Source organism: Ensifer adhaerens (genome assembly GCF_020035535.1).
Lineage (GTDB): Bacteria > Pseudomonadota > Alphaproteobacteria > Rhizobiales > Rhizobiaceae > Ensifer.
In genome coordinates this window covers 4,019,879-4,045,729 of record NZ_CP083349.1, presented here as the reverse complement: position 1 = coordinate 4,045,729, position 25,851 = coordinate 4,019,879, and the positions used below count along the sequence as shown (strand labels likewise).

Below are 25,851 nucleotides of genomic sequence, written 5' to 3'. Positions count from 1 at the left end.
AGCCTTCATTTCCCGCTTTGCGGCGGTTGAAGGCACTGCTATATGCGGCCCATGAGCACAACATCTTCGAAGACGCCCCTTTCGCATATCCGCAACTTCTCGATCGTGGCCCACATCGACCACGGCAAGTCGACGCTTGCCGACCGGTTGATCCAGTCCACCGGCGGACTCGCCGAGCGCGAGATGTCCGAGCAGGTGCTCGACAGCATGGATATCGAGCGTGAGCGCGGCATCACCATCAAGGCCCAGACGGTGCGCCTGCACTACAAGGCCAATGATGGCGAAACCTATGTGCTGAACCTGATCGACACCCCCGGCCACGTCGACTTCGCCTACGAAGTCTCGCGCTCGCTTTCGGCCTGCGAAGGCTCGCTGCTCGTCGTTGACGCGTCCCAGGGCGTGGAAGCCCAGACGCTCGCCAACGTCTACCAGGCGATCGACAACAACCACGAGCTCGTCACCGTGCTCAACAAGATCGACCTGCCGGCGGCCGAACCCGACCGCATCAAGGAACAGATCGAGGAAGTGATCGGCATCGATGCTTCGGACGCAGTGCTGATTTCGGCCAAGACCGGCCTCGGCATTCCCGATGTGCTTGAAGCGATCGTCACCAAGCTGCCGGCGCCCAAGAGCGACGGCGGCGATGCGGCACCGCTCAAGGCCCTGCTGGTCGACAGCTGGTACGACACCTATCTCGGCGTAATGGTTCTCGTGCGCATCATCGACGGTACGCTCAAGAAGGGCATGACCATCCGCATGATGGGCACCGACGCCAAGTACACGATCGAACGCGTCGGCGTGCTGACGCCGAAGATGGTGGCGATGGACGCACTCGGCCCGGGCGAAATCGGCTTCATCACCGCTTCGATCAAGGAAGTGGCCGACACCCGCGTCGGCGACACCATCACCGAAGACAAGCGCCCGACCGCAACCGCACTGCCGGGCTTCAAGCCGGCGCAGCCGGTGGTCTTCTGCGGCCTGTTCCCGGTCGATGCCGCCGACTTCGAGGACCTGCGCTCGGCGATGGGCAAGCTGCGCCTCAACGACGCGTCGTTCTCCTTCGAAATGGAATCGTCGGCCGCCCTCGGCTTCGGCTTCCGCTGCGGCTTCCTCGGCCTGCTGCACCTCGAAATCATCCAGGAGCGCCTGGAGCGCGAGTTCGACCTCGACCTGATCGCAACCGCCCCTTCGGTCGTCTACAAGCTGTTCATGACCGACGGCTCGGAACGCGAGCTGCACAACCCGGCCGACATGCCCGACGTCGTCAAGATCGCGGAAATCCACGAACCGTGGATCCGCGCGACGATCCTGACGCCCGACGACTATCTCGGCGGCATCCTGAAGCTCTGCCAGGACCGCCGCGGCATCCAGATCGAGCTGACTTACGTCGGCACCCGCGCGATGCTGACCTACGACCTGCCGCTCAACGAAGTCGTCTTCGATTTCTACGACCGACTGAAGTCGATCTCCAAGGGTTATGCCTCGTTCGACTACCAGATTACCGAGCACAAGGAAGGCAACCTTGTGAAGATGTCGATCCTCGTCAACGGCGAGCCGGTCGACGCACTGTCGATGATGGTGCACCGGATGGCGGCGGAAAAGCGCGGCCGCGAAATGTGCGAAAAGCTCAAGGAGCTTATCCCGAAGCACATGTTCAAGATCCCGATCCAGGCGGCCATCGGCGGCAACGTCATTGCCCGCGAAACCATCTCGGCGCTGCGCAAGGACGTGACCGCCAAGTGCTACGGCGGCGACGCCACCCGCAAGCGCAAGCTTCTGGAAAAGCAGAAGGCCGGCAAGAAGCGCATGCGCCAGTTCGGCAAGGTGGAGATTCCGCAGGAAGCCTTCATCGCCGCGCTCAAGATGGGCGACGAATAAGCGGCGGAGCACCTCTACGTTTGAAGGGCGGCCCTCGGGTCGCCCTTTTTGGTTTGGGCTTGAGTTGCATACCCCTTTTTGGTCGACCAGGGCCCACCCTGACGCACCAGACGATGCCCGCCGCTTGCCTGAGGGTGGCATTCAAGTACCGGGACGTCATTGCCGGGTCCGGGATTGGACCCTCGGGTCAAGCCTAACAATAGCAACTGGGTGTTGGTGAAGCGTCTGCGAGTGCTGGCGCGCCCGTCAAAGCACATATTGCTTCGAAATCCGATCCACCGGCCGGCCATCGGCCAGCGGCACAGCCTTGTCGACCTTGTAGTCGGTGAACCCCATCTTGCCATAGTAGGTGAGGCCGCCCACGTTGTCGGCGCGGATGGTGGCGTTGAGCGCCTTGAGGCCGATCGAACGTGCGTAGTCGCAAGTGGCTTCGAAGAGCGCGGTGCCGGCGCCGCGCACCCTGTTGCCGGGGCGCGAGAAGGTGCCGATGTCGGCCCAGTCCTCGGGTATGCCGTCCCAGCGGTCCAGCGCCTGGAAGGCGCAGGGCGCGCCGGTTTCATCCTCGGCGACGAAGCAGGAAACGAAGCCTGGGCCGGCGAGATAGTGCGCCGCGAACCTCTCCGGCGTGAACGGCGTCTGATGGGCAGTGGTGCCGCCGATCTCGATGATCTCGTTCAGGAAGGCTGAGAGCGCTGGCGCATCGTCGGGCCGCGCCGGGCGGACATGGATCGTTCTCGTCGCATCGGCCATAAGAGAAATACTCCTTGAAAAAGGTCTAAAGTATTCAGTTCCCTGCACGCGGTAGCGGGCGGGCCGGATTGCCGGCAACCACGGCGCCGGCTGCCACGTCCTTCGTCACCACCGAGCCCGCGCCGACGATTGCGCCATCGCCGATGGTCGCGCCGCCGAGGATGATGGCGCCGCCGCCTATCCAGACATCGGCGCCTATCGTCACCGCCTTGGCAACCTCGAGGCCCTGGCTGCGAAGCACCGCATCCCTGTGGTGATCGGCGCAGTAGATCTGCACGTTCGGCCCCAGCATCGTCCCCTCGCCGATCGTCACCCGGCCGCTGTCGAGAATCGTGCAGCCGGCATTGAGATAGACGCGGGCGCCAAGGCTTGTGTTGATGCCGTAGGAACAATGGAACGGCGCCTCGATGAAGACATCATCGGCAACCGCGCCGAACAGCGCGCGCAGCGCCGGCGCCATGCTTCCTCGCTCGGCTGGCGCCACGGTGTTGTGCTGGTGCACCGCGACACGTGCGATCAGCCGCAGCGCCTCCAGTTCGGCGTCGAGGCACGAGTACCATTGCCCGGCCGCCATCTTGTCGCGTTCGCTCGCGGTCACGCTCCTGCCCTTGCTTCTGCCGCTTCTCGGCGCGCCAGGCTTTCGGCCGGCCACATCGTCTTCATGTCGTAATAGATCTCGAAGACCGGGGCGCCGCCTTCGAGCGACAACCACTTAACCTTGGAGCGGGTGAAGATATGGGCGTCCGGCGGGAAATCCGATGGGCGGTCAAGGCTCGCGATGCGGAGGAAGGAGAGCCAGCCGCGGCGGCCATAATCGCTCCAGAGTGCCGTCTGGCAGGCGGCGCAGCGATAGACGTCGTGCGGGCGGCCACTGTCGGTGGGGAGCGTGACGACGACTGGCTCGCCCTCGACAAGCTCGATGTTGTCGCGCTCGATGACGCCGTTGACGACGAAGGCGCTGCCGACCTGGCGCTGGCAGTCGCTGCAGTGGCAGCAATTGACGAACATCGGCGCCGCCTTCAGCCGGTAGCGAATCCTGCCGCAGAAGCAGCCGCCGTTGAATGCTTCGCTCATCCGTCCATCTCCTCCAATACCGGGTCCGTGGTCGTCGATGCGCCATCCTGGCGGACGATCGTCGCGACCCAGGCGCGCGCCAACGCCAGGCCCGCGGCATCGGCCTCCCGGCCGTGGCGGGCGGCGTGCTCACGATAGCGGGCTAGCCAGGTGGGGTCGAGCCGGTTGATCGAGTCCGGGAAGGCCCGGTTCCAGTCCTCGACGAGGTGCGTGTCCGCCTCGAAATGAAACTGGGTGCCATAGGCGGCGCGGCCGATGCGGAAGGCCTGATGCGTGGTGACGGCGTTTTCGGCGAGATGAACGGCGCCCTCGGGCAGGGTGAAGGTATCTCCGTGCCACTGGAAAATCGGGAAGCTCTCGCCGACGCTGGAAAGCACCGGGTCCTCAGCGCCCTCGCCGCGCACCTCTACCCGGCACCAGCCGAACTCCTTGGCGGCGCCCAGCAGGTTTTCCGCGCCATAGGCGCGTGCAAGAAGTTGGCTTCCGAGGCAGATGCCGAGCACCGAGCGCCCACTTTCGCCGAAGGCGCGCATCAGTGCGGCGAGATCGGGCAGATAGGGATAGGCGGCATCGTCGAGCGCGCTCTGTTCGCCGCCAAGCACGACGAGCGCATCGTAGCCGTCAGGCATTTCAGGCACGGGATCACCCAGATAGGCGCGGTGGATCTCGATCTGCGCCTTGACTTCGCGAAGTGCCGTGCCAACCTGGCCGAGTTCGGTCTTCGCCATGTTTTCAACCACCAATACGCGCATCGTCACCTTCCCATTGCCGTCGCAAATCGAGATTGACCACGAGCGCGGCCGTCGTTCAAGAGGCGCGATGATCCGCCCTGCGCTTTGCCGCGTCCGCCGCGGGTCTTGACTTCCCGGCCAAACTTTCCGACTTTCGGGGCATCATGATGTCGACGACTTCTTCATATCACTGCTTCCGGGTGTGCCCGATCGCAGGAACCTGACCCCAGCCCGGACGTTTGCGCTCTCCGGGTAAGGGGAGCCTTTCGCGTCCGCAGAAGAAATTTCTGAACGCGGCTGAACGAGCGCCGAATTCCCAGACAATCTATGCCGAGTGCGCCCGTGGGCGCCACGGCCGAACACGGCAGGTCACATCATGGCGGCATCCCGCAAGAAACTTCCCTCCATCATCATCAACGCCGAGGACCACAAGCGGCTGACGGCGCTGGCTTCCTCCGCGCTCGACCGCGTGCCGGACGTGGCCGAAGCGCTGCTCTCCGAACTCGACCGGGCCCGCACCGGCGCGCCGGATGCACTGCCCGCCGACAGCGTGCAGATGGGCTCCACCGTCGCCTTCGAGGCGGACAATGGCTTTGCCAAGCAGGTAACGCTCGTCTACCCCGGCGAGGCCGATATCGAGGCCGGACGTATTTCGGTTCTGACGCCCGTTGGCGCGGCGCTGATCGGCCTTTCCGTCGGCCAGTCGATCGACTGGCAGGACCGGTCGGGCAAGGTCCATCGCATGACTATCCGCAGCGTGACGGCGAAGGAAAGCGCCTGAAGACAGGCCGGCGGCGTGTGCATACCATGGCGCAATACAAAACGGGGAGGCCGGTTTCCACCGCCTCCCCGTTTCCCTGACAATCGTTCGATCGATCAGAACTGCTTGCCGAGCTTGGCGTCGACCGACTGGCTGTTGGCGCCGCGGATGGCGAAGAAAAACAGGATCGCCGCCCAGAGAATGGACTTCTCGGCGCCGAAAAGCCCCTCACCCTGCACGATGCCGTGGAAGTAGACGGTGACGAGCAGAACGATCATGCCGGCGAAGGCAGCCGGGCGCGTCAGCAGGCCGATCGCGATCAAAATGCCGCCGAAGAATTCTGTCGCGGCAAGCAGCGGCGACCAGAAGACGCCGGGATAGAAGCCGAGACCCTCGACCATGCCGATCGCGCCGAAGGGATCGGTGATCTTGCCGAAACCGTGAACCGCAAGCAGCACACCGGCAAGCACACGCAGCAGCGTTTCGGCTGATGTGTCGAGCGGCAGATAGATCTTTTCCAGAGCCGGCAGGATGGAACGCGGGCGGGAACTGGAAGCGGTGACGTCGGTCATGAATGGCCTCTCCGGCGGTTGGGTGCGACAATTTGTGCAATGCCGCATTCTCTCGCCGCGGCGCGTTCTCAAAGCAAGCGGCAGACCGATAAAAACATGACTAATTAAGTTGACAATTATGTGAGCGCGGCGTGAGCGTGTGAGGCGCGACGACGCAGTTGTTTCCACCCGGCGCCATCGGTATGGTCGCCGCCCGACACACATCCGAGACCGATCCGATGGACCAGAAGCCGCGCATCACCATCCTCTATTGCACCCAGTGCAACTGGCTCCTGCGCGCCGGCTGGATGGCGCAGGAGCTGCTGCAGACCTTCGGGCAGTCGCTCGGCGAAGTGGCGCTCATTCCCGGCACCGGCGGCAATTTCGAGATCCGCGTCGATGACGCGCTCGTCTGGGAACGCAAGCGCGACGGCGGTTTCCCCGGCCCCAAGGAACTGAAGCAGCGCATCCGCGACATCATCGAGCCGGAGCGCGATCTCGGCCACACGGACAGGAGCTGATCCTGGATTTCGAAATTCTTGCCGGCGTTTTTTCCGCCGCATTCCTGTCAGCAACGCTGCTCTTCGGCATGTCGGAAGCCGCAGTCGTTGCTGCCGCATTGCACGGGGAGACAGGTCGCCCCGCGCTCTTCGTTGCGGCGACGTTCGGCAACGTGCTCGGCGCTGTCGTCAATTTCGCGCTGGGGCGCTTTCTCATCCGGTTCGAAGGGCGGCGCTGGTTTCCGGTTTCCGCAGCAAACCGTCAGAAAGCGGAGGCGCTTTTTGCCCGCTACGGCCAACCGGTGCTGCTGCTCTCCTGGCTGCCCGTCATCGGCGATCCGCTAACGCTGGTCGCGGGCCTGTTGCGCATGTCGCTGCCGCTGTTCCTACTGTTCGTCACGATCGGCAAGGCGGCGCGTTATGCCGTCGTTCTGTACATCACGCCCTGACACCCGCGCGAGCCGAGGCCAAGCGAAGCCATCACGAAATCGCGCTCACGGACTAGCTGTGAGCGAAGATGTCCGTCTCGTCCCAGCCAAGCAGGTCGAGCTTGCAACGCGTCGGCAGGAAAGCGAAACAGGCATCGGCGTGCTCCATGCGACCATCGCGGATCAGGCGTGCCGTCAGCTTGTCGCGCAGCGCGTGCAGGTGCAGGACATCGGAAGCCGCATATTCGAGCTGCGCCGGCGACAGGATATCCGCCGCCCAGTCGGACGACTGCTGCTGCTTGGAAATGTCGACGTCGAGCATTTCCTTGAGATTGTCCTTGAGGCCGTGGCGGTCGGTATAGGTCCGCGTCAGCCGCGAGGCGATCTTGGTGCAGAAGACCGGAGTCGTCGTCACCCCGAAGGTGTGGAACAGCACGGCAATATCGAAGCGGCCGAAATGGAAGATCTTCTGGCGGGCCGGATCGGCGAGCATGGCGACGAGGTTCGGTGCCTCCTTCTGCCCGGCGGCGATGCGGATCACATCGGCCGTGCCGTCGCCCGGCGAAAGCTGCACCACACAGAGACGGTCACGGCGGGGGATGAGACCAAGCGTTTCGGTGTCGATGGCGATCGCGCCTCGATAGCGCGCGGCATCGGCTGCGGAAATGTCGCCTTCATGGACCCGTATTGCATTCGGCATCGAAAATCCCCAGATCAAACGAAGTGGTGTGGCCTATAGCGCAAGTTTGGCGCCGGCGATACCGTTACCGTATCCCGCCCGACGGTCGCCCGTTCGAAAGTCCTGCAATGACCTCTCCTCGCCCCGCCCTCGCCCTTTCGGCCCTCACGCTGACACTGGGGCTCTCCGCCATCCCGGCACCGGCACAGAGCTACCGGGACCTGCCCGGCGTGCGCCAGATGGATCCGTTGAATGGCGGCAACGACCAGACGGTCTGCGAACAGACCTTCGTCGACCGCAACTATCCGTTCGAATCGTCAGCGCGCGGCGGTCCCGTCTACGACACGATCTACAATTGCCGCCGAGGCGATGGTCCGGTCTTCCAGGGCAGCGGTCTGCCGCCGTCGCTCTACCGCCAGAAACGCGGTCTCGGCTATTGAAGAGGCGCGCCAAGGCGCCTGGCGGGCTCCTCGCGAGCCTGCCGCCTTGAGGACCAGGCCGCCTGGCGAGACGCGAACTTGTTCCCAGTCTGACCGTACAAGCGGAGGGGCCTCGGCCCATAGCGCCGCGTGACGTGCTCAGGCGTGCAAAGGTTGCTGCAGCACCTTGAATTGCTGCGTGTCTTTATCCTTTGATCGGCTAGGATTGAGGGAAACACGCCGTGGGAGGAACCATGCCCGATACGAGACCGCTTGCCATCAGCGCGCCCGCGCCACGCACGCTCGACCTCATCTTCACGCCGGAAGCACTGAAGGAGTTGCACCAGCGCTACCGGATCGTCGAAGCCGACCCGGACGATATCGCCGGGGTCGGCGACGCGGTTCTGGCTGAAGCGCGCTACATCATCGGCCAGCCGCCGCTCGATCACGCTACGCTCCAGCGCATGGGCCAGCTCAGGGCGATCCTCAATGTCGAGAGCAACCTGATCAACAACATGCCCTACGAGGTGCTGTTCGAACGCGGCATCCATGTGGTGACCACGGGCCAGGTCTTTGCCGAGCCGGTCGCCGAACTCGGCCTTGCCATGGCGCTCAACATCGCCCGCGGTGTCGTCGACGCCGACCTTGCCTTCCGCGAGGGGCACGAACTCTGGGGCGGCGACGGCAACCGCTCGGCGCGGCTCCTCTCCGGCTCAGACATCGGCATCATCGGCTTCGGTGATCTCGGCAAGGCGCTGAACCGCGTGCTCTCCGGTTTCCGTGCCAGGATCCGCGTCTTCGATCCCTGGATGCCGGCCTCGATCCTGAGGGACAACGGCGTCGAGCCCGCGTCGCTCGATACGGTTCTCGGCGACAGCAACTTCGTCTTCGTCGTCGCCGCGGTCACCAGCGAGAACGAAGGCTTCCTCGGCGAAAAGGCCTTTGCCCGCATGCGCCCTGGCGCCGCCTTCATCCTCCTGAGCCGGGCCGGCGTCGTCGATTTCGATGCACTGATGGCAGCCGTCGCACGCGGCCATATCGTGGCGGCCAGCGACGTCTTTCCGCAAGAGCCGCTGCCGCTCGACCACCCGGTTCGCCGCCTGCCGGGCTTTCTGCGTTCGGCCCATCGCGCCGGCGCGCTCGACAGCGCCTTCAAGAAGATGGGCGAGATGGTGCTCGAGGACATGGATCTGATGGACCGCAACCTGCCGCCGATGCGCTGCAAGCGGGCCGAGCGAGAAACCGTCGCGCGCATGCGCTCAAAGCCTGTGACGGTGAACTGAGCCACCGATTTTTTGCGGCGGATGTCGGCGGGGCGTGCATCCCGCCGATTAACGTGTTTTATGGGATTCGCATTTAACTTTCCTTGCACATGCGACCATCCTTGCACGTTAAGGTCGTCGTCAGTTGATCGGTACGGACCAGAGAACCGCAATGGCAGACACGACGCCCGACACTCGACGAAGCAGAACGCGCGAAGGCTGGAACAGCTCGCTGCGATCGCTGTTCAGCCTGGTCATTGTTGCCATGCTGATCGTCGTCTCCGCCACGCTCGTCGGGCTTGACTATCATCGCTCGCGCAACGCCGCGATCGCCGACGCCGAGGCCAATATGCGCGGTTTCATGAACCGCCTCGTCGACCGGCTGGGCGTGCTCTCCGGCGATACCTCGGCCCTCGTCAACCTCGTCTCCTCGGTCGCCAATTCCTTCCTGGTGCCGCCACCAGAGCGCATGAACGACAAGGTGGCGGTCTTGCGCGAGGGCATCACCCGCTCGCCGCATATCGACGGTGTCTATGTCGGCTATCCCAACGGCGCGTTCTTTCAGGTGGTCGACCTCAAGCAGATCGCCTGGCGCATGGCACTCGACGCGCCGCGTGGTGCTGCCATTGCCGTGCGCTCGATGGAAAAGGATGCAAACGGCAAGCCTCTTCAGCGCGTGCTCTTCCTGGACAAGGACGGGACGCAATTTTCCGAGCGGCGGCTTCCGCCTTCCAGCTTCGATCCGCGGACCCGTCCGTGGTACCGCGCGGCCGTCAACGGAAAGGCCGCGGTCTCGACCGGCCCTTATGAAAGTGCCACGACCGAAACGCTTGGGATGACAATCTCGCAGGCGCATCGCGGCAATCCTCAGATCGTCATCGGCGCGGACGTCATTCTCGATACGATCACCGATTTTCTTGCCCGCGAGCGGCTGACGACCGGTTCCGTCTCGTTCATCCTCGATGCCGTCGGGCGTCCGATCATCCATTCGGACCGGGTGATGATGCGTCGCATCATGGCGGCGAAGGGCAAGGATAGCCCGATCGTGCAGGCCGATAGCGACCCGCTGATCCAGAGTATCCGCCTCCATCCGCCCGAGCCCGGCAAGGCAGACTTCGTCGAGGTCGGAGACCGAACCTATCTCGTCATGGTGACGCCGCTCGAATCCGCACTGCTTCTCTCCGGCAACCGCGCCGTGGTGGCTGCACCGCTCGACGAACTGATGGCAGAGGCGAACCAGACGCTCGTGCAGGGGCTGGCGATTTCCGGTTCGGTCGTGGCCCTCGCGGTGCTTGCTTCGCTGGTGCTCGCGCACCTGATCACAAAGGGGCTCAACCAGCTGACCGCCAGCGCCAACCGGCTGCAGGATCTCGACTTCACCACGCCCATCGACGTTTCCTCGCATGTCAGCGAGATCTCCACACTCGGTGGAGCCATGAACCGGGCACGGGACGCGATCTTCACCTTCGCTCTCTACGTGCCCAAGGAACTGGTTCGCAAAGGCATCGAGTCCGGCCAGTTCAGCGGCCGCTCCGCCTGGCGACAGGAGGTGACGGCGGTCTTCACCGACATCTACGATTTCACCACGCTCAGCGAGAAGTATCCGCCCGAAGAGGTCGTTGCGATGCTGTCGGAGTATTTCGACATCTTCAGCGAGACGGTGGGAGAACACGACGGAACGATCATCCAGTTCCTCGGCGATTCGGTGTTTGCGATGTGGAACGCGCCGGCGCCGGACGAAAGACATGCCGAACATGCCTGTCGGTGCGCGCTGGCGGTCGAGGAGCGCTTGCGTGTCTTCAACGAGGCCCAGCGTCAAAAGGGGCTTCCGGAGTTTCGCACCCGTTTCGGCATCCACACCGGTACCGCCGTCGTCGGCAATGTCGGCGCCAGGGAGCGGCTGCAATATACGGCAATGGGCGACACCGTGAACGTCGCCTCCCGCCTGGAAGGCATGAACAAGAACTACGACACCACGATCATGGCAAGCGGCGCGGTCGTCGCCCAGGCCGGCAAGGCCATCCGTTTCCGGCCGCTCGGTTCGGCGCAGGCCAAGGGCCGCGCCTCTGCGCTCGAGATCTACGAGGTGCTGGGCGCCGAGCCGGAAGAACCGGCGTCGGCGGATTCTCGGCCGACAATGCCCGACAATGCTTCCGGTGGCGCGAAGGACCGAGTGTAGGGCTCAGGACCGGAGGCTGCGCTTCTGACGCGTTACCCAGCGAATGCCGCCCACCACGGCAAAGGCGAGCAGTGGCCAAACGGCCCAGAACACGCCGCGCCAGGTCAACAGATTGATGGTGAGAAGCACCAGCCCGGAAAGCGCCAGCACGCCGATGCCGCGGTCCACCCACCGGTTGGTTCTGAGCCACGCAAGGCCCGCGAGGATGCCAAGGCCGAGCAACGGCCAGACGGCCCACAGCACGCCGTTCCAGGTGAGCAGGTTGAGAGCGACCAGCCCGGCAGCGATGACGGCCAGGACGGGAAGCGATCCTGTCTTGATCGCGGCAATCAAGCCGCCCTGGTCTGGCTTGGGATGGGCGCGCCCGTCGTCCGAAGCTGCCCCGTCGCCGGGACGCCCAAAGGTTTCGCTCCTGAACGCCGGGCGGGTATCCGCCATGCCGATGCGCACCGCATAGCTCGGCACGCCGCCATCGATGTTCTTCACCTCCAACGGCCCAAGAAAATCGAAACCGACGGCGACCTTGTTGCGCACCTGGTCGTAGACTGTATTCGAAATGACGATGCCGCCCGCAGGAGCGGAAGCCTGCAGGCGCGCTGCGACATTGACGCCGTCGCCGTAGAGGTCGTCGCCCTCGGCGATCACGTCGCCGAGATTGATGCCGATGCGAAACAGCATCTGTTCGTCGGCGGGGCAGTTCTCGTTGCAGCCTGCCAGTTCGTTCTGCACGTCGACCGCGGTGCGCACGGCTTCAACGACGCTCGGGAATTCCGCGATGAGGCCGTCGCCCCAGGTGTTGACCACGCGGCCCTCATGCGCCTCGATGAGCCGCCCCATGGAATCGCGATAGCGCTTCAGAGTGGCGAGCGTGCCCTCCTCGTCGGCACGCATCAGCCGGGTGTAGTCCTGGACATCCGCGGATAGGATTGTCGTCAGCTTGCGACGCGTCTCAGACATCGCCTCATCCTCGCTCAAGTTCCGCCATTCCGGCGGACGATTGCATGGTGCCGCGTTCGCACGGTCCGCACGCCCCTGCGTTGCGGATAGAATATCAATGCTGGAGATCGAAGCTTCAAGGCACGTCGCGCGAAAATAACGACAGCGCGCAACCATTTTAAAGCAAGCGTGCGTGCCGCCCGGCGGAAAATCGTGTCGAATTCAGCCCAAAATCCAGAAACGAAAAAACCCCGGCAAGCCGGGGTTTTTCAGAACCAAATCAACGATTTGGCTTGGGAATTTGGTGCCCAGAAGAGGACTCGAACCTCCACACCCTTTCGAGTACCAGCACCTGAAGCTGGCGCGTCTACCAATTCCGCCATCTGGGCGACGAGCGGGGGTGTAAAAGGCCCGGGCTAAAGTGTCAACAGGCTTTTTGAAGTTTTCGTGTCGGATTGCAAAAAACTCAACTCGAAGCGGTTTCCTTCCAACGGCGGATTGTGGATAGACCTCTTGAGAGCAGCATTTCGGCAGCTTCCGGCGTCTCCGCTTCGACATAGCACCGCATCTCGGGCGCATTACCCGACGGCCGGAAATGGATGATTCGGCCATCGTCGAGCGTCACGCGCAGCCCGTCAATGTCACTGACCGCAGCGACGCCGCCGATCGGCGCCAGGAATTTCGCAAGATTTGCTTCGTCTGCGCGCAGAAATGTCATCAGCCGGGCGCTCGTTTCGACCGGGAAGTTTTCGAGCCGATCACTGAGCGCCACCGGAAGCCGATAGGACGCGGCGAGCGCAGAAAGCGACAGCTTGGCCTCAGCGGCCGCTGCCAGCGCCGCAACGATCGGCAGAAAGCTATCGCGCGTGGGCAGCGCTTCGAGCGTTGCGCCATTGACCGCGAAGGCGCTCGCAGTCAGCGTGCCGCCATTGGCCTCGAAGCCGGCGACCTTCTGCGCGCCGTCCTTCAACGCCTGCTGCATGCCCGCGATCACGAAGGGCGAGCCCACGCGAGTGCGCTGGACAGCGAGCCCTTCCCTGCCGTCCAGGCCGGAGTTGGAGGTTACCGGAGTGACGGCAAGTCTTGCGCCGAGAAAGCCACAGGCCATCAGGCCGAGCAGATCGCCGCGCAAGGGCAGCCCGTTCTCGTCGGCGACCAGGGGCCGGTCGCCGTCACCATCCGCCGACACGATCGCGTCGAGGCGGTGTTCGCGCGCCCATTCCTGAAGCCGCTCGATCGTCTCCGCCGATACCGCTTCGGTATCGACCGGAATGAACTGTTCGGAGCGCCCCAGGGCCTCGACGTCGGCGCCAAAGTAAGCCAGCAGTTCGGCAATCAGGTCGCGCGCCACGGTACTGTGCTGGTACACGCCCACCTTGAGGCCGGACAACGCGCCGGCGGACAGCAATTGCCGGTTCCTTGCCATGAAGAGTGCGGCGACCCGGGTCGCGTGGTCTTCCCCGATCCCGGCATCGGCGACTGGCGCGATCTGGTGCGCAATCCCGTCGGCGATGCCGCTGATCGCCACCTCATCCTCCTTGTCGATCTCGCCGTCGGGACGATAGAACTTGATGCCGTTGCGGTCGGCCGGAATATGGGAACCGGTGATCATCAAGGCCGCTGCCTTGTTGGCGAGGCCGTAAAGCGCCAGCGCCGGGGTCGGCACCGCACCGCAATCGAAAACGCGCAGCCCCTCGCGCGCCAGCGCAGCGGCGCAAACGGCCGCAATCTCAGGGCTCGAATCGCGAAAATCGCGAGCGATGAGAATGGCGTCACCGGGCCGGCTGTGGCCGGACGCCACGAGGTATCGGGCAAAGGCCGTCGCATAGCGCGCGGATGGCTCACCCTTCAGTTCCTCGGAGAGGCCGCGCAAGCCACTGGTGCCAAACTTCAATTGCATCGCGTACCTCGCTGATGGGGGGAAAGGATCGGAAAAGAACCGCAGTGACACGACCGAAGGATAGGCGCATCGTACAGTAGAGGGCAACGGGCGGAGATCCAGTGGTTCCCGCAACTGCGCAAAGCGCCCGGCGCCATGAATAAACCAAGAAAAACAAACGTAATACAGGCAGGGACACAACCGGAAGGCATGACCTTCTGAAAGTGAGGAAAAAATGACGGGATTTCGCGATTTCGTTATCGGCTGCAGCTTGGCCGCCACCTCCCTGATCACCCCCATCGGGCCTGTCCAGGCGATGCCTATCCAGGCACCCGATCTCCAGATCAAGGCACAAGGCGACGTCCAAAATGTGCAGTACTACCACCGGCGCTACTGGGGCGGCGGGTGGGGCCACGGATGGGGTGGACCCTACTACCGTCACGGTTGGGGCGGACCGTACTACGGCTCGGGGCTGAGCTTCTCTTTCGGCTCGGGCGGCTACTATGGTGGTGGCTATTATGGCGGCTACTACCCCCGCTATGGCGGCTACTACCCCCGCTACGGTTACTACCCCCGCTACGGCTATTACCCGCGTCGCTACTATGGCGGTAACTACTACTATCGCGACCGATATGTTCACGGCGGCTCACATGTCAGCTGGTGCATGTCGCGCTACCGCTCTTACAATCCGGCGACCAACCGGTTCTTGAGCTATGGCGGCGCCTACAAGGTCTGCTATTCGCCCTACCGATAGGGGGAGACCTGCTGCGCGACGCCGTATGAAGGCAAAGGCGCCTCATGTTTCTCCGCGCGCAAGCGTGGAGATGGCGTTCCGTGTGTCCGATCGGTCCCGACTTGTGGGAGACTTCGGTTAAGCCGGCATTAACCGCGACGGCCTACCGTTCCGGAAAGCGCCACGATGCTGTCCGGGGATGAAACATGCTGCTTCCGACTCAGCAATCGACTGCCACCGCAACGACCAGCCTGGTCGGCTCGATCCTCAAGGACATCGAAAAGCGGCAGGCGGAAGAAGAGGAAAAGGCCAAGGGCACAAAGGACGACAAGGTCCTAAAGGCGCAGGTCCAGTCCGATGGCGCGCGCAAGGCGGCCAACGACAAGATCAACGCCCATTTCTTCGACCGCACCCAGAACGACCCCAACAGCAATCGCGCCGCGCTCATCCGTCAGGTCGGAGCGTTCTTCGAGCTCGACCGTGAGGCCTTCAAGTCTGATGCAGCTTTCGCACGGGCCGTCGAGAACCAGGTCAAGGCGCTTGAGCCAGGGGACGTCGCCAAGGTCGAAGATCGGCTTGGGCTGGACAAGCTCGGCGTTACGCTTGCCGAACTGACTCAGGCGCTCAAAAATCCGGGTGGCCGGGAGAACGAGATACTGAAGGCGGCGCTCGGCGAGACGAGCGACAAGAGCGCCCAAAGCCAGGCACAGGCTGCAAAGGCGGTGGATCGCCTGAAGTCGGCAACGGAATCCGGATCGGTCGAAGAGGCCCAGGTCGAAAGTCTACGCAACGATCCGACGCGCGGCACCGACAAGCAGTCGCTCGACGAGCAGGAGGAACGCGTGCGCGGTCTCCAGCTCAAGGACGAGTTGGAGTCCATCGCCGACCGGCAGGAGGCGCGACAGGCAAAACTCATCCGCTTCGACGAGATCGGCCTTTACAGCCTCGCCAGCCAGAGCTTTGGCTGATCATTTCCTGCGCACGATACCCAGCCGCGCCACGACCTCCTTGGGGATGCCATAACGAAGAACGGCGTCGCGGCTATCCCGCAGCCCGCAAATCTCGCGCTGAATGAAGAACGCCCAGACAGCGTCGGAGGCGTCATCGAGTAGTCGCTCGCGCAGATCGGAGGTGGCTTCCGGCTTGAGCGCTGCGAGCGCGGCAAGCGCCTTTTCCACCTTTAGGCCATGGCGGCCGAGCGCATCGGCCCGCTCGGACATCAGTTCGTATTCGAGCACACTGAAGGCGCCGTTGGTCGAGAAGGTCGGGCTCAGGGCTTTTGGGGGACGAACGGTCATCCGGAACTCCTCAGAAGCCCTGAAGATGGCGCTGCGGTGGGCGGGAGGCAAGGGGCGCGGATCGTTGCCGCCATCGATACATGGTTAAGATTTCATAAACCTCTTTCACCTAACCTCGGACATCATGCCGATTCCCCTATCCGCGACGGTGTCGCGGCTGTCCGGCCATTGGCCGAGACGCGCATGAGGCGCCAACCCGTATGTAGCGAAGCGAATTATCCGCACGCGAGCCGAAAATCGGTCCGTGCCCGAGCGTGCACCCGCGTTTCGTCGGTCAACGACGACTGGTCAACCCGAGGTCAAGCGAGATGGAGACCAGAATGCTGATACCCATCCAGACGGCCCGAGCCGCGGCCGCTACCGCAGAAGACACGAGCGCCAAAGCGCAGCCGCAGACAGCCTTGTTGCCCGCCGGCCAACGCGGCGAAGCCATCCAGAAGATCCTGGACGCACTGACCCGGCATCTCTCGGGCCGTGAAATCCTCTCCAAGGACGCACTGGTGCGGCTGATGGAGGATCTGGCGCGTATCCTGAAGTTCCCTCCCCTGCCCCAGGAAGGTGGACGGGATTTCGTACGCCGCCTCGTGGCCTTCCTCGAATCGATGCCAGCGTCCGATCGCCTGTTGCTCGAACGCCAGCTCGGCGGGCGCAACCTTTCCATCCGGGTTGGCTTGCTTGCCGACCTACCGGCGATCCGCAACGGCGCGAACGCGCCGAGCAGCACGGCAACACCGATGCCTGCCCAGGCGCGCGACGTCATCCTGCGCAATCCCTCCCTCCAGCCGGCCATGCCGTTCAACCCGGGCGCTACACGCTTGCCTGCCGCCGGCGAGGTCGCACTGTTGCAAGCGGTACTGCGAAAGACCTTCGGGGCCGGCAACGACAGCGACCTGCTCGAGCCGCAGGGCGACGACCTTGACCAGGGCGGAACGACTGAGGCGCCTTCGAAAGGTCGGACCGGCGTACCGGCCGAGCGACACGAAACGCGCGCAAGCACGGGGAAGCCCGCTGCAGCAGACGGCACGCCGATCCAAAGTGCCGCTGCCCTGCTCACCGGCGAAGGCGAAGTCGAGGAAGCAGCGCCGCAGCCCCCGCTCCGGCCCGAACCCGAAGAAACCGCCAATAGCGGGCATGTCGAAATCGAGGCATCGACCAGCGAGATCACAGCGGTACCAATCGATGCCGATGCTTCTGCCGAATCCACCGAGGATGTGGACCCAGACGGCACCTATGGCCCGATGCCCGATGCCGAGGAGGAGAGCGACACCAAGACCACCGCCGCGGCCAGTCGCGCCAATCCGGAAGCCAGGCCTATGCGGGTGCTCTTCGAGGCGATCAAGACGCTCATTCGCGACAGCGTGGCCCCGCCTGGAACTGCCGGCACCGAGACCAAGCCGGCCACCGCGCACGCCGATGGAGCGGACGCGTCCGCACCGGTCCCGGACAAAGAAACCGCCATGCCAGCGCGCGCGACCGACGCCGCAGCACGTATGCGTGAGACGCCGGATGGCAGCAACACCCTGCCGCCCCTACTTGACGACAAGTCCGAGGACGCGAAAGCGGCCCAACGCATGCCGGCAGACATGCGGCCGCAACGGGCAGCCGACGAACAGACGATGCAGCAGGTCATCGCCAGGCTGGTGGAAAACGGCCTTCCGCGCGAAGCCATTCCCTTTGCCATGATCCCCTACCCGCCGGTCGCCAACGATGCGGCGGAGACCGAAAACCTCAGTCACGAAATGCCTGGCGGATCGGAAGACGAAGCATCGGACGAAGAACAAAGCGCAGACGAAGGCGAAGACCAGGGCCAAGGGGACGGAACAGAGCCAACGGACGACGCCGTGCCCGAGGACACGACGCCGGACGCACCCGACGCCTATGATCTCTACCGCAGACTTGGCGGCCTTGGCTGAGGCGGCGAGAAGGACACTATTCGACCAAAGAAAAACCCGCGGAGATCGCTCTCCGCGGGTTTTCCAGTTCAGATGTCAGGCAACGATTACTCGTTGTTCTGGCGGTTCTTCAGAGCCGCGCCGAGGATGTCGCCGAGCGAAGCGCCCGAGTCGGACGAACCGAACTGAGCAACGGCTTCCTTCTCTTCAGCGATTTCCAGAGCCTTGATCGACAGCTGGATCTTGCGGTCCTTCTTGGAGAAGTTGGTGACGCGAGCGTCGACAACCTGACCAACCGAGAAACGCTCCGGACGCTGTTCGTCGCGGTCACGCGCGAGGTCAGCGCGGCGGATGAACGAGGTGATGTCTTCGTGGTTGACGAGCTTCACTTCGATGCCACCATCGTTGATCGCGATGATTTCGGCCGAAACAACGGCGTTCTTGCGCAGTTCGCCGGAAGCGGCGGCATCGCCGACTGCATCCTTGCCGAGCTGCTTGATACCGAGCGAGATGCGCTCCTTGTCGACGTCGACGTCGAGAACAACAGCGCGAACGACGTCGCCCTTGTTGAACTCTTCGATGACCTGCTCGCCCGGACGGTTCCAGTCGAGGTCGGAAAGGTGCACCATGCCGTCAACGTCGCCGTCGAGGCCGATGAACAGGCCGAATTCGGTCTTGTTCTTGACTTCGCCTTCAACTTCGGTGCCAGCCGGGTGGCTATGCGCGAATGCCTGCCACGGGTTCTCGAGCGTCTGCTTGAGGCCGAGCGAGATACGACGCTTGGTCGGATCGACTTCGAGAACGACAACGTCGACTTCCTGGCTCGTGGACAGGATCTTGCCGGGGTGTACGTTCTTCTTGGTCCAGGACATTTCGGAGATGTGGATCAGGCCTTCGATGCCCGGCTCCAGCTCGACGAACGCACCGTAGTCGGTGATGTTCGTGACGGTACCGGAGATCTTCTTGCCGACCGGGTACTTCGCACCGATGCCATCCCACGGATCCGACTCGAGCTGCTTCATGCCGAGCGAGATGCGGTGGGTTTCCTGGTTGATGCGGATGATCTGAACCTTGACCTGCTGGCCGATGTTCAGGATCTCCGACGGATGGTTCACGCGGCGCCATGCCATATCGGTGACATGGAGCAGACCGTCGATGCCGCCGAGGTCGACGAACGCACCGTAATCGGTGATGTTCTTGACGACGCCTTCGACAACCTGGCCTTCTTCAAGGTTCTGAACGATTTCAGAACGCTGCTCGGCGCGGGACTCTTCGAGAACCGTACGACGCGAAACAACGATGTTGCCGCGACGCTTGTCCATCTTGAGGATTTCGAAGGGCTGCGGGTTATGCATCAGCGGGGTGACGTCGCGGATCGGACGGATGTCGACCTGCGAGCGCGGAAGGAAGGCAACGGCGCCGTCGAGATCGACGGTGAAGCCACCCTTGACCTGGTTGAAGATGATGCCTTCGACGCGTTCGCCGGCTTCGAACTTCACTTCCAGGCGCTGCCAGCTCTCTTCGCGGCGAGCCTTCTCGCGCGACAGAACAGCTTCGCCGAGCGCGTTTTCGATGCGCTCAACGTAGACTTCGACTTCGTCGCCAACCTTGAGCGAGCCGTCCTTGGCCTTCGCGCCGAATTCCTTCAGAGCGATGCGGCCTTCGACCTTCAGACCGACGTCGACAACGGCGACGTCCTTTTCGATGGCCGTAACGATGCCCTTGGCAACATAGCCTTCGGCGAGATCGGTCTTCGCGAAGGATTCTTCGAGAAGGGCGGCGAAATCGTCACGGGTAGGATTGGTAGCAGACATGGAATCTCCTGCATGCATCTCATACGAGACGCACATGCGCCGGGGGCTGGTGTTGAACAGGCCTGAACCCAGTCCGCCCCACCAAAGGGGCAATCCGGCGCGTGGACGGAATTTCAGGCTTATGCAAGAAGAGCGATCCTGACCAAGTCGGGGATGGGCTCTTCTTCAGATCTTCTTCATCAGGGCCGCATCGATCAAAGTCTTCGCAGCCTGAAACGCCGCCTCTATACTCATTTCAGACGTATCAAGCAAGTGCGCGTCTTCGGCGGGACGCAAGGGACTGTCGGAGCGACCCATATCGCGTTCGTCGCGCTTCTTCACATCTTCGAAGATGGCCGCATAATCAGCCGGTTGGCCATTGCCGACGATCTCGTCGTAGCGACGCCTCGCCCGCACTTCCGGCGAGGCGGTTACGTAGAGCTTCACTGGCGCATCCGGGCAGACGACCGTGCCGATGTCGCGGCCGTCGAGGACGGTTCCAGGCTCGCGCTGCGAAAAGACGCGCTGCGCCTCGACCAGCGCCCGACGCACCGCCGGTATGACGGCGATCTTCGATGCCGCCTCGCCGATGGCATGCGCGGAGAGAACCGCGCGATCGAGACCGGCCAGCTCGACATCGCGGGCCATCTTCTCGGCGACCGCCTCGTCGTCGAGCGGCAGGCCGGCGTCGAGCAGCGCCTTGGCCGTCGCACGGTAGGTGAGGCCGGTATCGAGATGATGGAAGCCGTACGCCTCGGCTATCTGGCGCGAAAGCGTGCCCTTGCCGGCTGCGGCCGGCCCGTCGATGGCGATGGTGAATGTCATTTTCCAACCTGCATATGTATATGGTCATCGTGCCTGGCGGCCCTGCAACCCTGAAACCTAATTGACTGCGCCTGAACGCCAAGACTTTGCGCCAGATGCGGTTCCACGAATATCTTCTCGATACCGAAACTGCTCCCCTCGCCGGAGAGCCAGCGCAGCGCCTCCCCGGTGCGGCTTTCCTCCAGCCGCAAGGACGGCCACAACGACTGCAAGAAGTCCAAGTCCCATCGCAAGGTCAAGAGGTCTTCGCGATCCCGGCACGGAAGAATACTACTCGGGCGAGGCTGCTCGAAGGCGAAATAGCCGATCGGCGAGCGCGTCGTCCTATCCAGATAGCTGCCATCGCCATTCTGATAGTAAAACGCGACATCCAGCTTCCGGCCGTCCGAATGGGACAGATGCGGAAACAGTGGAAAGCCGTTGAAAAAAGGAAAATTGGCGTCGAGCGCCAAGGTCGTCGTTCCGGGGAACGCCTGATCCATGTGCCTCGACAAGGCGACAGCCGCTTCCTTCAGTTCCGGAACGACATATTGGCGGTTCAGGACGCAGAAGAAAGGCGACTGCATCTTGAGTTGCGATGTGCCATCGTCGAAACAGGGCAGTGAAACCCGGCCGAAGATCGGTGCCACCGCGTAACCAAGCGCACTACCGGCGGTATAAACGCCAAGAAAGAGCGCAAGAAAACCGAAAACACCGGTTTTGCATCGGCGCGCAAGACCGACAGTAATGAGCCAGACTACTCCACCAATTTGCGTCAGTAGCGTCAGGAGAACTACGACTGCAATCGTGGGCAGCCATCTGAGGTTTGCCGCGAGTGCCGTGATCTTCACACGATCCTCGCACCAAGCCCTGTCATCAAATCCAAGAACGCCGGAAAGCTCGTCGCAACCATCGACATGTCATCGACCTGAACCGGGTGCTCCGTGGCCAGCCCCAGGACCAAAAAGCTCATGGCGATGCGATGATCGAGATGGGTCTTCACCAGCTCACCCGACGCATTTCCAAGGCCCCTGCCACCGGGACGCCCGCGCACCACCAGCGAGGACTTGCCTTCTTCGCAATCGACACCGTTGAGTTTCAGGCCTGCGGCAACGGCGGCGAGGCGATCGGATTCCTTTACGCGCAGCTCGTCGAGACCACTCATCACGGTCGCGCCCTCGGCAAAGGCGGCGGCGATGGCGAGAACGGGATACTCGTCGATCATCGAGACGGCCCGCTCTTCCGGGACCGTCACGCCATTCAGTTCGGAATGGCGCACCCTCAGATCCGCCACGTCTTCTCCGCCGACCTGCCTGATGTCGACCGTCTCGATATCGCCGCCCATCTCCTGCAACGTCAGGATCAACCCAGAGCGGGTCGGGTTTATCAACACGTTGCGGATCGTGACGTCCGAGCCCGGAACGACGAGCGCCGCAACCAAGGGGAAAGCCGCTAAAGACGAATCGCCGGGGACGTCGATCTCCTGGCCGACGAGCCTGCCGCGCCCCTCGAGCCGGATGGTGCGCGCACCCGTGGCATCGGTCTCCACCGAGAGTTCGGCGCCGAAGCCGCGGAGCATGCGCTCCGTGTGGTCACGGATCATCACCGATTCGATGACGGTGGTAATGCCCGGCGCATTGAGACCGGCAAGCAGAACCGCCGACTTCACCTGCGCGGATGCGACCGGCACCCGATAGGTGATCGGCGTCGGCGTCTTTGGTCCACGCAGCGTCACCGGCAGCCGGTCGCCGGTAGCGGACTTCGCCTGCACACCCATTTCGCGCAAGGGATCGAGCACCCGCGCCATCGGCCGTCGACTGAGCGAGGCATCTCCGATGACGGTCGTTTCGAAATCATAGACGCCGACGAGACCCATCGTGAGGCGGCAACCGGTTCCGGCATTGCCGAAATCGAGCGGCGCTTCCGGCGCGAGCAACGCACCATTGCCGACGCCATTGACGATCCAGGTGTCGCCTTCCTTGCGGATCCTGGCGCCCATGGCCTGGATGGCCCGGCCGGTGGCGATCACGTCGTCATCTTCGAACAGGCCAGTAATGCGCGTCTCGCCGGCAGCAAGGCCACCCAGCATCAACGACCGGTGCGAGATCGACTTGTCGCCAGGAATGCGGATCGTCCCCTGGAGGCCTTCGGATTTGCGGGCGGTGGCGGGGCTTTGGCCCAATCCCTGCGACATGCGGTATCCTCGAAACATGCAAGACGGTATCGCGCGATCAAGACACGCCAAGGCCATACAGGCACTTTGAACGGCTGACTGTTCTTATCCTTAGACCGGATGGGTTTGAAGAAGACAATGCAACTCGCGAGACGTCCGTCCCTCGCTTTCGGCCGCACGCCGACCACAACCCCTGCTGCATGCTTCCTTAAATCATGGCGAGCGGTCATCCCAATGTTCGCCCGAACGCCCGTGACACAGGCGCTTGCGCGTTTTGTCTTTGACAGATGCTGCCAAGATGATTATGGGGACCGGCTAATCATCATAAGCTTGATACCCTTTCCACCCGCCGGTTTTCCGGCAAGAGCCGGCACGGCCGGCCATTCAAGAGGCTTTGACTGTGGCAAAACCGGAACTTGGAACAAAGCGCATCGACCCGGAAACGGGGCGCAAATTCTACGATCTGAACCGTGATCCGATCGTTTCGCCTTACACCGGCAAGTCCTACCCGCTGTCGTTCTTCGAAGAAACCTCGGTCGCCAAGGTGCTCGAGAAGGAAGAAGAAGAAGACGTCACGGAAGTTGATGCAGAGAACACCGAAGTCGAACTCGTTTCGCTCGAGGATGCCGATGACGAGGCAGCGGGCGGCGACGACCTGCCGGATCTCGGCGACGACGATGTCGAGATCGATGGTGACGACGATGACACCTTCCTCGAAGCCGACGAAGACGAAGACGATGACGACATGAGCGGCCTCATCGGCGTGTCCGACGAAGACGAAGACGTCTAAGCGCTTCAAATGACATGAGAATGCTCCCGTCCTCGGCCTTTAGGGCCCGGACGGGAGAAAATTGGCCCGGACTGAAAATAAATCTACAGGCCACGCATTTTTCGGCTTGCCATCCTCAAAAAGGGGAAGTAATAAGCCGCCACTCGCCGAGCACAACAGCCCGGCGAACTTCCCGGACCGGCCTAGCCGGAACCCGATATGGGGCTATAGCTCAGCTGGGAGAGCGCTTGCATGGCATGCAAGAGGTCAGCGGTTCGATCCCGCTTAGCTCCACCAAACTTCCCTTCGACTGATCGGAATTAGGCCTTCAAGGTCCGCCGCTGCTTTCCAGTTCGTCCAGCGAATCCAGGATCATCGTCAACAATCGGATGATATCGGCCGACTCGAGCAGGGCGTTGCGGATTTCGCGTTCCGATCGGCTGGGCGCAGAAGCGGCGATGTCCAGCAGGACGTTGGTCACATCGGGCGCTTCGGTGTTCGGCTCCATGCCGGTTTGCTCGCGCATGCAGCGGATCAGCGCCACTGCGCCTTCGAGCAGCCGCTGTGCCTGCAACGGGGTAAGTTCATGAACCTCATTGGCGGCACGAAACAACTGGGATCTGAAGCCCGATATCGTGGTCATCTCCCGGATGATACTCCTTTCGGCTTCAAATGAAAGTGGTGGGATGGGGCCCACCTGCAACGCGCAGATGCGCGCAACGCGACGCGGTTCGCCGCCAAAGTAAACGCGCCACCGCGCACGATGCATTGACGCTTTGTTAAGCATCGAAACGCAGAAGCTGATGCCATGTTCCTGATCTCGAAAATCTTCTGGCTGGTCGCGCAGCCGCTGTCGTTCTCGTTCCTTGCCGCCTTTGCCGGGCTGCTGGCGACGGCGGCGGGCCTGCGCCGCATCGGCGGCCTCCTTGGCGGGCTCGGCGCGCTGGTGCTCTTCCTAAGCCTGTTCACGACCGCGGGGCCCTACGCGCTCCAGACGCTCGAAGATCGTTTCACACGCCCCTCGCCGCCGCCTGCGACGCTTTCCTGCATCATCGTGCTCGGCGGCGCCTTCGAGAACGAAGTGATGGCGGGACGGGGTGGCACCGAGTTCAACCAGGCGGCAGACCGCTTCATCGAGGCGGTGGCGCTCGCCAAGCGCTATCCTGAGGCCCGCATTCTCGTTTCCGGCGGTGATGGTTCGTTCAGCGGCGCCTATGCCGGCGATGCCGAGGCATCGGAAAGTTTTCTCGCCGCGTTCGACGTCGGCGCCGAGCGGCTGATTCGCGAAGAGCAATCGCGCACGACCTTCGAGAACGCCCGCAACACCCGCGAATTGCTGGCGGCGCACGGCCTTTCGAATTGCGCACTCGTCACTTCCGCCTTCCACATGCCGCGTTCGATCGGGCTCTTCCGCGCCCTCGACATCCCCGTCATTCCCTGGCCGACGGATTACCGCACCAGCGGCAAGCTTGGCCTCGGTTTCGACTTCACCCAGCCATCGCTGAATGCCCAGCTGACGACGACGGCGGTGCGCGAATGGATTGGCCTGCTGGCCTATCGCCTCGCCGGTCGAACACCCTCGATCCTGCCGGCGCCCTGACGCAGTTGACGCCGGGGCACGAGATGGCCCAGCTTCAGGCCAAACCGCCGAATCTTGCCTGGAGCGCCCATGCCCATCCTCGAAATCCTCGACTATGCCGGTGTGGCCGTGTTCGCAGCAACCGGTGCGCTCTCGGCCTCGCGCAAGCAGCTCGACATCATCGGCTACCTGTTCCTCGCCTCGGTGACCGGGATCGGCGGCGGGACGATGCGCGACGTCGTCCTCGGGGCGACACCGGTTTTCTGGGTCACCAACCCGACCTATCTCCTGGTCTGCGCCACGGTGGCGGTCGTCGTGTTCTTCACCGCCCATCTGTTCGGTTCGCGCTACCGGGTCCTTGTCTGGCTCGATGCAATCGGCCTGTCGGCCTATTGCGTCATGGGTGCTGCAAAGGGATTTGCGGCCACGGGTTCGCCGGGCGTCGCGCTCGTTACCGGCATGCTGACGGCCACCTTTGGCGGCATCCTGCGCGATCTGCTCGCCGGGGAGCCCTCGGTGCTGCTGCGGCCGGAAGTCTATGTCACGGCGGCGTTGATCGGCGCCGGGGCTTTCGTGCTTGCGACGATGGCAGGCCTGCCGCTGGCGGGGGCGTCGACGCTCGGCGTCATCTCGGCCTTCGCCGTGCGCGGGGGCGCGCTCAAGTTCGGCTGGACGCTGCCGACGGGCAAGGCGCAGCCGGGCAGAAATCCTGACGATGTGATGTGAATGGGGCTTCTGCGCCTGATCGGCCCAGCGTACGCGTGATCAACTTATTTTGAGCATC

General features: G+C 63.1%; 27 protein-coding genes and 2 tRNA genes. 14 read left to right on the top strand and 15 right to left on the bottom strand.

Going from position 1 to position 25,851, the window contains the following annotated elements:
* Nucleotides 1-51: 51 nt before the first annotated feature.
* Nucleotides 52-1,878, top strand: a complete 1,827-nt coding sequence (gene lepA, locus LAC81_RS19645; RefSeq protein WP_370689543.1) for a translation elongation factor 4 — start codon at nt 52-54, stop codon at nt 1,876-1,878.
* A gap of 246 nt (nt 1,879-2,124) precedes the next feature.
* On the opposite strand, the gene LAC81_RS19640 is transcribed toward lepA, so the two are convergent.
* Genes LAC81_RS19640 through LAC81_RS19625 form a run of 4 tightly spaced genes read right to left on the bottom strand, consistent with a single transcriptional unit; the run spans nt 2,125 to nt 4,454 of the window.
* Nucleotides 2,125-2,628, bottom strand: coding sequence for a GNAT family N-acetyltransferase (locus LAC81_RS19640; RefSeq protein WP_223726116.1), 504 nt, complete (start codon nt 2,626-2,628; stop codon nt 2,125-2,127).
* A gap of 34 nt (nt 2,629-2,662) precedes the next feature.
* Nucleotides 2,663-3,226: a sugar O-acetyltransferase gene (locus tag LAC81_RS19635; protein ID WP_223726115.1), complete on the bottom strand. Its 564-nt coding sequence runs from the start codon at nt 3,224-3,226 to the stop codon at nt 2,663-2,665.
* A complete protein-coding gene (locus LAC81_RS19630) occupies nt 3,223-3,702 on the bottom strand; it encodes a GFA family protein (RefSeq protein ID WP_223726114.1) in 480 nt (159 codons plus the stop codon). The genes LAC81_RS19635 and LAC81_RS19630 overlap by 4 nt, the downstream gene beginning before the upstream one ends.
* Entirely contained in the window at nt 3,699-4,454 is a 756-nt protein-coding gene (locus LAC81_RS19625; RefSeq protein ID WP_223726113.1) for a type 1 glutamine amidotransferase, read from the bottom strand. The genes LAC81_RS19630 and LAC81_RS19625 overlap by 4 nt, the downstream gene beginning before the upstream one ends.
* 355 nt (nt 4,455-4,809) lie before the next feature.
* On the opposite strand from LAC81_RS19625, the gene rnk reads away from it, so the two are divergent.
* Nucleotides 4,810-5,214: a nucleoside diphosphate kinase regulator gene (gene rnk / locus LAC81_RS19620; protein WP_223726112.1), complete on the top strand. Its 405-nt coding sequence runs from the start codon at nt 4,810-4,812 to the stop codon at nt 5,212-5,214.
* Between the two features lie 95 nt (nt 5,215-5,309).
* On the opposite strand, the gene LAC81_RS19615 is transcribed toward rnk, so the two are convergent.
* Nucleotides 5,310-5,765 carry a DoxX family protein gene (locus LAC81_RS19615; RefSeq protein ID WP_113538883.1) on the bottom strand — a complete coding sequence of 152 codons (456 nt, stop codon included), beginning with the start codon at nt 5,763-5,765 and terminating at the stop codon, nt 5,310-5,312.
* Nucleotides 5,766-5,983: 218 nt separating this feature from the next.
* Between LAC81_RS19615 and LAC81_RS19610 the strand changes: the two genes are divergently transcribed.
* Together LAC81_RS19610 and LAC81_RS19605 are read left to right on the top strand one after the other, a co-directional pair.
* A complete protein-coding gene (locus LAC81_RS19610) occupies nt 5,984-6,265 on the top strand; it encodes a SelT/SelW/SelH family protein (protein WP_173515196.1) in 282 nt (93 codons plus the stop codon).
* Between the two features lie 68 nt (nt 6,266-6,333).
* A complete protein-coding gene (locus LAC81_RS19605) occupies nt 6,334-6,693 on the top strand; it encodes a YqaA family protein (protein ID WP_223726111.1) in 360 nt (119 codons plus the stop codon).
* A gap of 52 nt (nt 6,694-6,745) precedes the next feature.
* On the opposite strand, the gene LAC81_RS19600 is transcribed toward LAC81_RS19605, so the two are convergent.
* The gene (locus LAC81_RS19600; RefSeq protein WP_113538881.1) at nt 6,746-7,372 is read right to left on the bottom strand and encodes a ribonuclease D; all 627 of its coding nucleotides are present in this window, start codon (nt 7,370-7,372) and stop codon (nt 6,746-6,748) included.
* Between the two features lie 107 nt (nt 7,373-7,479).
* Here LAC81_RS19600 and LAC81_RS19595 point away from each other — a divergent pair, with 107 nt between their 5' ends.
* The 3 genes from LAC81_RS19595 to LAC81_RS19585 all read left to right on the top strand — a co-directional run bounded on the left by LAC81_RS19595 (nt 7,480) and on the right by LAC81_RS19585 (nt 11,211).
* Nucleotides 7,480-7,791 (top strand): hypothetical protein, encoded by a 312-nt coding sequence (locus tag LAC81_RS19595; RefSeq protein ID WP_223726110.1) that lies wholly within the window; start codon nt 7,480-7,482, stop codon nt 7,789-7,791.
* A 233-nt stretch (nt 7,792-8,024) separates the two neighbouring features.
* Nucleotides 8,025-9,053 (top strand): hydroxyacid dehydrogenase, encoded by a 1,029-nt coding sequence (locus tag LAC81_RS19590; RefSeq protein ID WP_223726109.1) that lies wholly within the window; start codon nt 8,025-8,027, stop codon nt 9,051-9,053.
* A 151-nt stretch (nt 9,054-9,204) separates the two neighbouring features.
* Nucleotides 9,205-11,211: an adenylate/guanylate cyclase domain-containing protein gene (locus tag LAC81_RS19585; RefSeq protein ID WP_223726108.1), complete on the top strand. Its 2,007-nt coding sequence runs from the start codon at nt 9,205-9,207 to the stop codon at nt 11,209-11,211.
* Nucleotides 11,212-11,214: 3 nt separating this feature from the next.
* On the opposite strand, the gene LAC81_RS19580 is transcribed toward LAC81_RS19585, so the two are convergent.
* From LAC81_RS19580 to LAC81_RS19570, 3 genes are all read right to left on the bottom strand, one after another.
* Nucleotides 11,215-12,168: an adenylate/guanylate cyclase domain-containing protein gene (locus LAC81_RS19580; RefSeq protein WP_113538877.1), complete on the bottom strand. Its 954-nt coding sequence runs from the start codon at nt 12,166-12,168 to the stop codon at nt 11,215-11,217.
* Nucleotides 12,169-12,449: 281 nt separating this feature from the next.
* Nucleotides 12,450-12,536: transfer RNA gene (locus LAC81_RS19575), tRNA-Leu, on the bottom strand.
* Nucleotides 12,537-12,613: 77 nt separating this feature from the next.
* Complete coding sequence (locus LAC81_RS19570) at nt 12,614-14,047, bottom strand: phosphomannomutase (RefSeq protein ID WP_223726107.1); 1,434 nt, start codon at nt 14,045-14,047, stop codon at nt 12,614-12,616.
* 214 nt (nt 14,048-14,261) lie between these two features.
* On the opposite strand from LAC81_RS19570, the gene LAC81_RS19565 reads away from it, so the two are divergent.
* A complete protein-coding gene (locus LAC81_RS19565) occupies nt 14,262-14,780 on the top strand; it encodes a BA14K family protein (RefSeq protein ID WP_223726106.1) in 519 nt (172 codons plus the stop codon).
* A 185-nt stretch (nt 14,781-14,965) separates the two neighbouring features.
* Complete coding sequence (locus LAC81_RS19560) at nt 14,966-15,727, top strand: hypothetical protein (RefSeq protein ID WP_223726105.1); 762 nt, start codon at nt 14,966-14,968, stop codon at nt 15,725-15,727.
* On the opposite strand, the gene LAC81_RS19555 is transcribed toward LAC81_RS19560, so the two are convergent.
* Nucleotides 15,728-16,057 (bottom strand): DUF6665 family protein, encoded by a 330-nt coding sequence (locus LAC81_RS19555; RefSeq protein WP_223726104.1) that lies wholly within the window; start codon nt 16,055-16,057, stop codon nt 15,728-15,730.
* Between the two features lie 320 nt (nt 16,058-16,377).
* On the opposite strand from LAC81_RS19555, the gene LAC81_RS19550 reads away from it, so the two are divergent.
* Complete coding sequence (locus tag LAC81_RS19550) at nt 16,378-17,970, top strand: hypothetical protein (protein WP_223726103.1); 1,593 nt, start codon at nt 16,378-16,380, stop codon at nt 17,968-17,970.
* Between the two features lie 86 nt (nt 17,971-18,056).
* Here the strand turns inward: LAC81_RS19550 and rpsA are convergent, their stop codons facing one another.
* The 4 genes from rpsA to aroA form a co-directional block, all read right to left on the bottom strand.
* Nucleotides 18,057-19,763, bottom strand: a complete 1,707-nt coding sequence (gene rpsA / locus LAC81_RS19545; RefSeq protein ID WP_223726102.1) for a 30S ribosomal protein S1 — start codon at nt 19,761-19,763, stop codon at nt 18,057-18,059.
* Nucleotides 19,764-19,928: 165 nt separating this feature from the next.
* On the bottom strand, nt 19,929-20,567 hold the full coding sequence (gene cmk, locus LAC81_RS19540) for a (d)CMP kinase (RefSeq protein WP_223726101.1): 639 nt from the start codon (nt 20,565-20,567) through the stop codon (nt 19,929-19,931).
* Complete coding sequence (locus LAC81_RS19535) at nt 20,564-21,397, bottom strand: hypothetical protein (protein ID WP_223726100.1); 834 nt, start codon at nt 21,395-21,397, stop codon at nt 20,564-20,566. Before LAC81_RS19535 ends, cmk begins: the two co-directional genes overlap by 4 nt.
* Entirely contained in the window at nt 21,394-22,740 is a 1,347-nt protein-coding gene (gene aroA / locus LAC81_RS19530; protein ID WP_223726099.1) for a 3-phosphoshikimate 1-carboxyvinyltransferase, read from the bottom strand. The genes LAC81_RS19535 and aroA overlap by 4 nt, the downstream gene beginning before the upstream one ends.
* Before the next feature lie 379 nt (nt 22,741-23,119).
* Here aroA and LAC81_RS19525 point away from each other — a divergent pair, with 379 nt between their 5' ends.
* Together LAC81_RS19525 and LAC81_RS19520 are read left to right on the top strand one after the other, a co-directional pair.
* Complete coding sequence (locus tag LAC81_RS19525; protein WP_113538869.1) at nt 23,120-23,509, top strand: TIGR02300 family protein; 390 nt, start codon at nt 23,120-23,122, stop codon at nt 23,507-23,509.
* A gap of 200 nt (nt 23,510-23,709) precedes the next feature.
* Nucleotides 23,710-23,785, top strand: a tRNA-Ala gene (locus LAC81_RS19520).
* 31 nt (nt 23,786-23,816) lie between these two features.
* Here the strand turns inward: LAC81_RS19520 and LAC81_RS19515 are convergent.
* Nucleotides 23,817-24,257, bottom strand: a complete 441-nt coding sequence (locus LAC81_RS19515; protein ID WP_223726098.1) for a hypothetical protein — start codon at nt 24,255-24,257, stop codon at nt 23,817-23,819.
* A 39-nt stretch (nt 24,258-24,296) separates the two neighbouring features.
* Here LAC81_RS19515 and LAC81_RS19510 point away from each other — a divergent pair, with 39 nt between their 5' ends.
* Both LAC81_RS19510 and LAC81_RS19505 read left to right on the top strand, forming a co-directional pair.
* Nucleotides 24,297-25,088, top strand: coding sequence for a YdcF family protein (locus LAC81_RS19510; RefSeq protein ID WP_223726097.1), 792 nt, complete (start codon nt 24,297-24,299; stop codon nt 25,086-25,088).
* A 69-nt stretch (nt 25,089-25,157) separates the two neighbouring features.
* Entirely contained in the window at nt 25,158-25,793 is a 636-nt protein-coding gene (locus LAC81_RS19505) for a trimeric intracellular cation channel family protein (protein WP_113538866.1), read from the top strand.
* Nucleotides 25,794-25,851 lie beyond the last annotated feature (58 nt).

Bases quoted from the DNA above. Each gene is read 5' to 3' on its own strand.
- LAC81_RS19625 (WP_223726113.1), bottom strand. From the start codon at position 4,454: ATGCGCGTATTGGTGGTTGAAAACATGGCGAAGACCGAACTCGGCCAG.
- LAC81_RS19565 (WP_223726106.1), top strand. From the start codon at position 14,262: ATGACGGGATTTCGCGATTTCGTTATCGGCTGCAGCTTGGCCGCCACC.
- LAC81_RS19600 (WP_113538881.1), bottom strand. From the start codon at position 7,372: ATGCCGAATGCAATACGGGTCCATGAAGGCGACATTTCCGCAGCCGAT.
- LAC81_RS19595 (WP_223726110.1), top strand. From the start codon at position 7,480: ATGACCTCTCCTCGCCCCGCCCTCGCCCTTTCGGCCCTCACGCTGACA.
- LAC81_RS19555 (WP_223726104.1), bottom strand. From the start codon at position 16,057: ATGACCGTTCGTCCCCCAAAAGCCCTGAGCCCGACCTTCTCGACCAAC.
- cmk (WP_223726101.1), bottom strand. From the start codon at position 20,567: ATGACATTCACCATCGCCATCGACGGGCCGGCCGCAGCCGGCAAGGGC.
- LAC81_RS19640 (WP_223726116.1), bottom strand. From the start codon at position 2,628: ATGGCCGATGCGACGAGAACGATCCATGTCCGCCCGGCGCGGCCCGAC.
- LAC81_RS19550 (WP_223726103.1), top strand. From the start codon at position 16,378: ATGCTGATACCCATCCAGACGGCCCGAGCCGCGGCCGCTACCGCAGAA.
- LAC81_RS19570 (WP_223726107.1), bottom strand. From the start codon at position 14,047: ATGCAATTGAAGTTTGGCACCAGTGGCTTGCGCGGCCTCTCCGAGGAA.
- LAC81_RS19615 (WP_113538883.1), bottom strand. From the start codon at position 5,765: ATGACCGACGTCACCGCTTCCAGTTCCCGCCCGCGTTCCATCCTGCCG.
- aroA (WP_223726099.1), bottom strand. From the start codon at position 22,740: ATGTCGCAGGGATTGGGCCAAAGCCCCGCCACCGCCCGCAAATCCGAA.
- LAC81_RS19610 (WP_173515196.1), top strand. From the start codon at position 5,984: ATGGACCAGAAGCCGCGCATCACCATCCTCTATTGCACCCAGTGCAAC.
- LAC81_RS19580 (WP_113538877.1), bottom strand. From the start codon at position 12,168: ATGTCTGAGACGCGTCGCAAGCTGACGACAATCCTATCCGCGGATGTC.
- rnk (WP_223726112.1), top strand. From the start codon at position 4,810: ATGGCGGCATCCCGCAAGAAACTTCCCTCCATCATCATCAACGCCGAG.
- LAC81_RS19605 (WP_223726111.1), top strand. From the start codon at position 6,334: ATGTCGGAAGCCGCAGTCGTTGCTGCCGCATTGCACGGGGAGACAGGT.
- LAC81_RS19560 (WP_223726105.1), top strand. From the start codon at position 14,966: ATGCTGCTTCCGACTCAGCAATCGACTGCCACCGCAACGACCAGCCTG.
- LAC81_RS19505 (WP_113538866.1), top strand. From the start codon at position 25,158: ATGCCCATCCTCGAAATCCTCGACTATGCCGGTGTGGCCGTGTTCGCA.
- LAC81_RS19585 (WP_223726108.1), top strand. From the start codon at position 9,205: ATGGCAGACACGACGCCCGACACTCGACGAAGCAGAACGCGCGAAGGC.
- LAC81_RS19510 (WP_223726097.1), top strand. From the start codon at position 24,297: ATGTTCCTGATCTCGAAAATCTTCTGGCTGGTCGCGCAGCCGCTGTCG.
- LAC81_RS19515 (WP_223726098.1), bottom strand. From the start codon at position 24,257: ATGCATCGTGCGCGGTGGCGCGTTTACTTTGGCGGCGAACCGCGTCGC.
- LAC81_RS19590 (WP_223726109.1), top strand. From the start codon at position 8,025: ATGCCCGATACGAGACCGCTTGCCATCAGCGCGCCCGCGCCACGCACG.
- rpsA (WP_223726102.1), bottom strand. From the start codon at position 19,763: ATGTCTGCTACCAATCCTACCCGTGACGATTTCGCCGCCCTTCTCGAA.
- LAC81_RS19630 (WP_223726114.1), bottom strand. From the start codon at position 3,702: ATGAGCGAAGCATTCAACGGCGGCTGCTTCTGCGGCAGGATTCGCTAC.
- lepA (WP_370689543.1), top strand. From the start codon at position 52: ATGAGCACAACATCTTCGAAGACGCCCCTTTCGCATATCCGCAACTTC.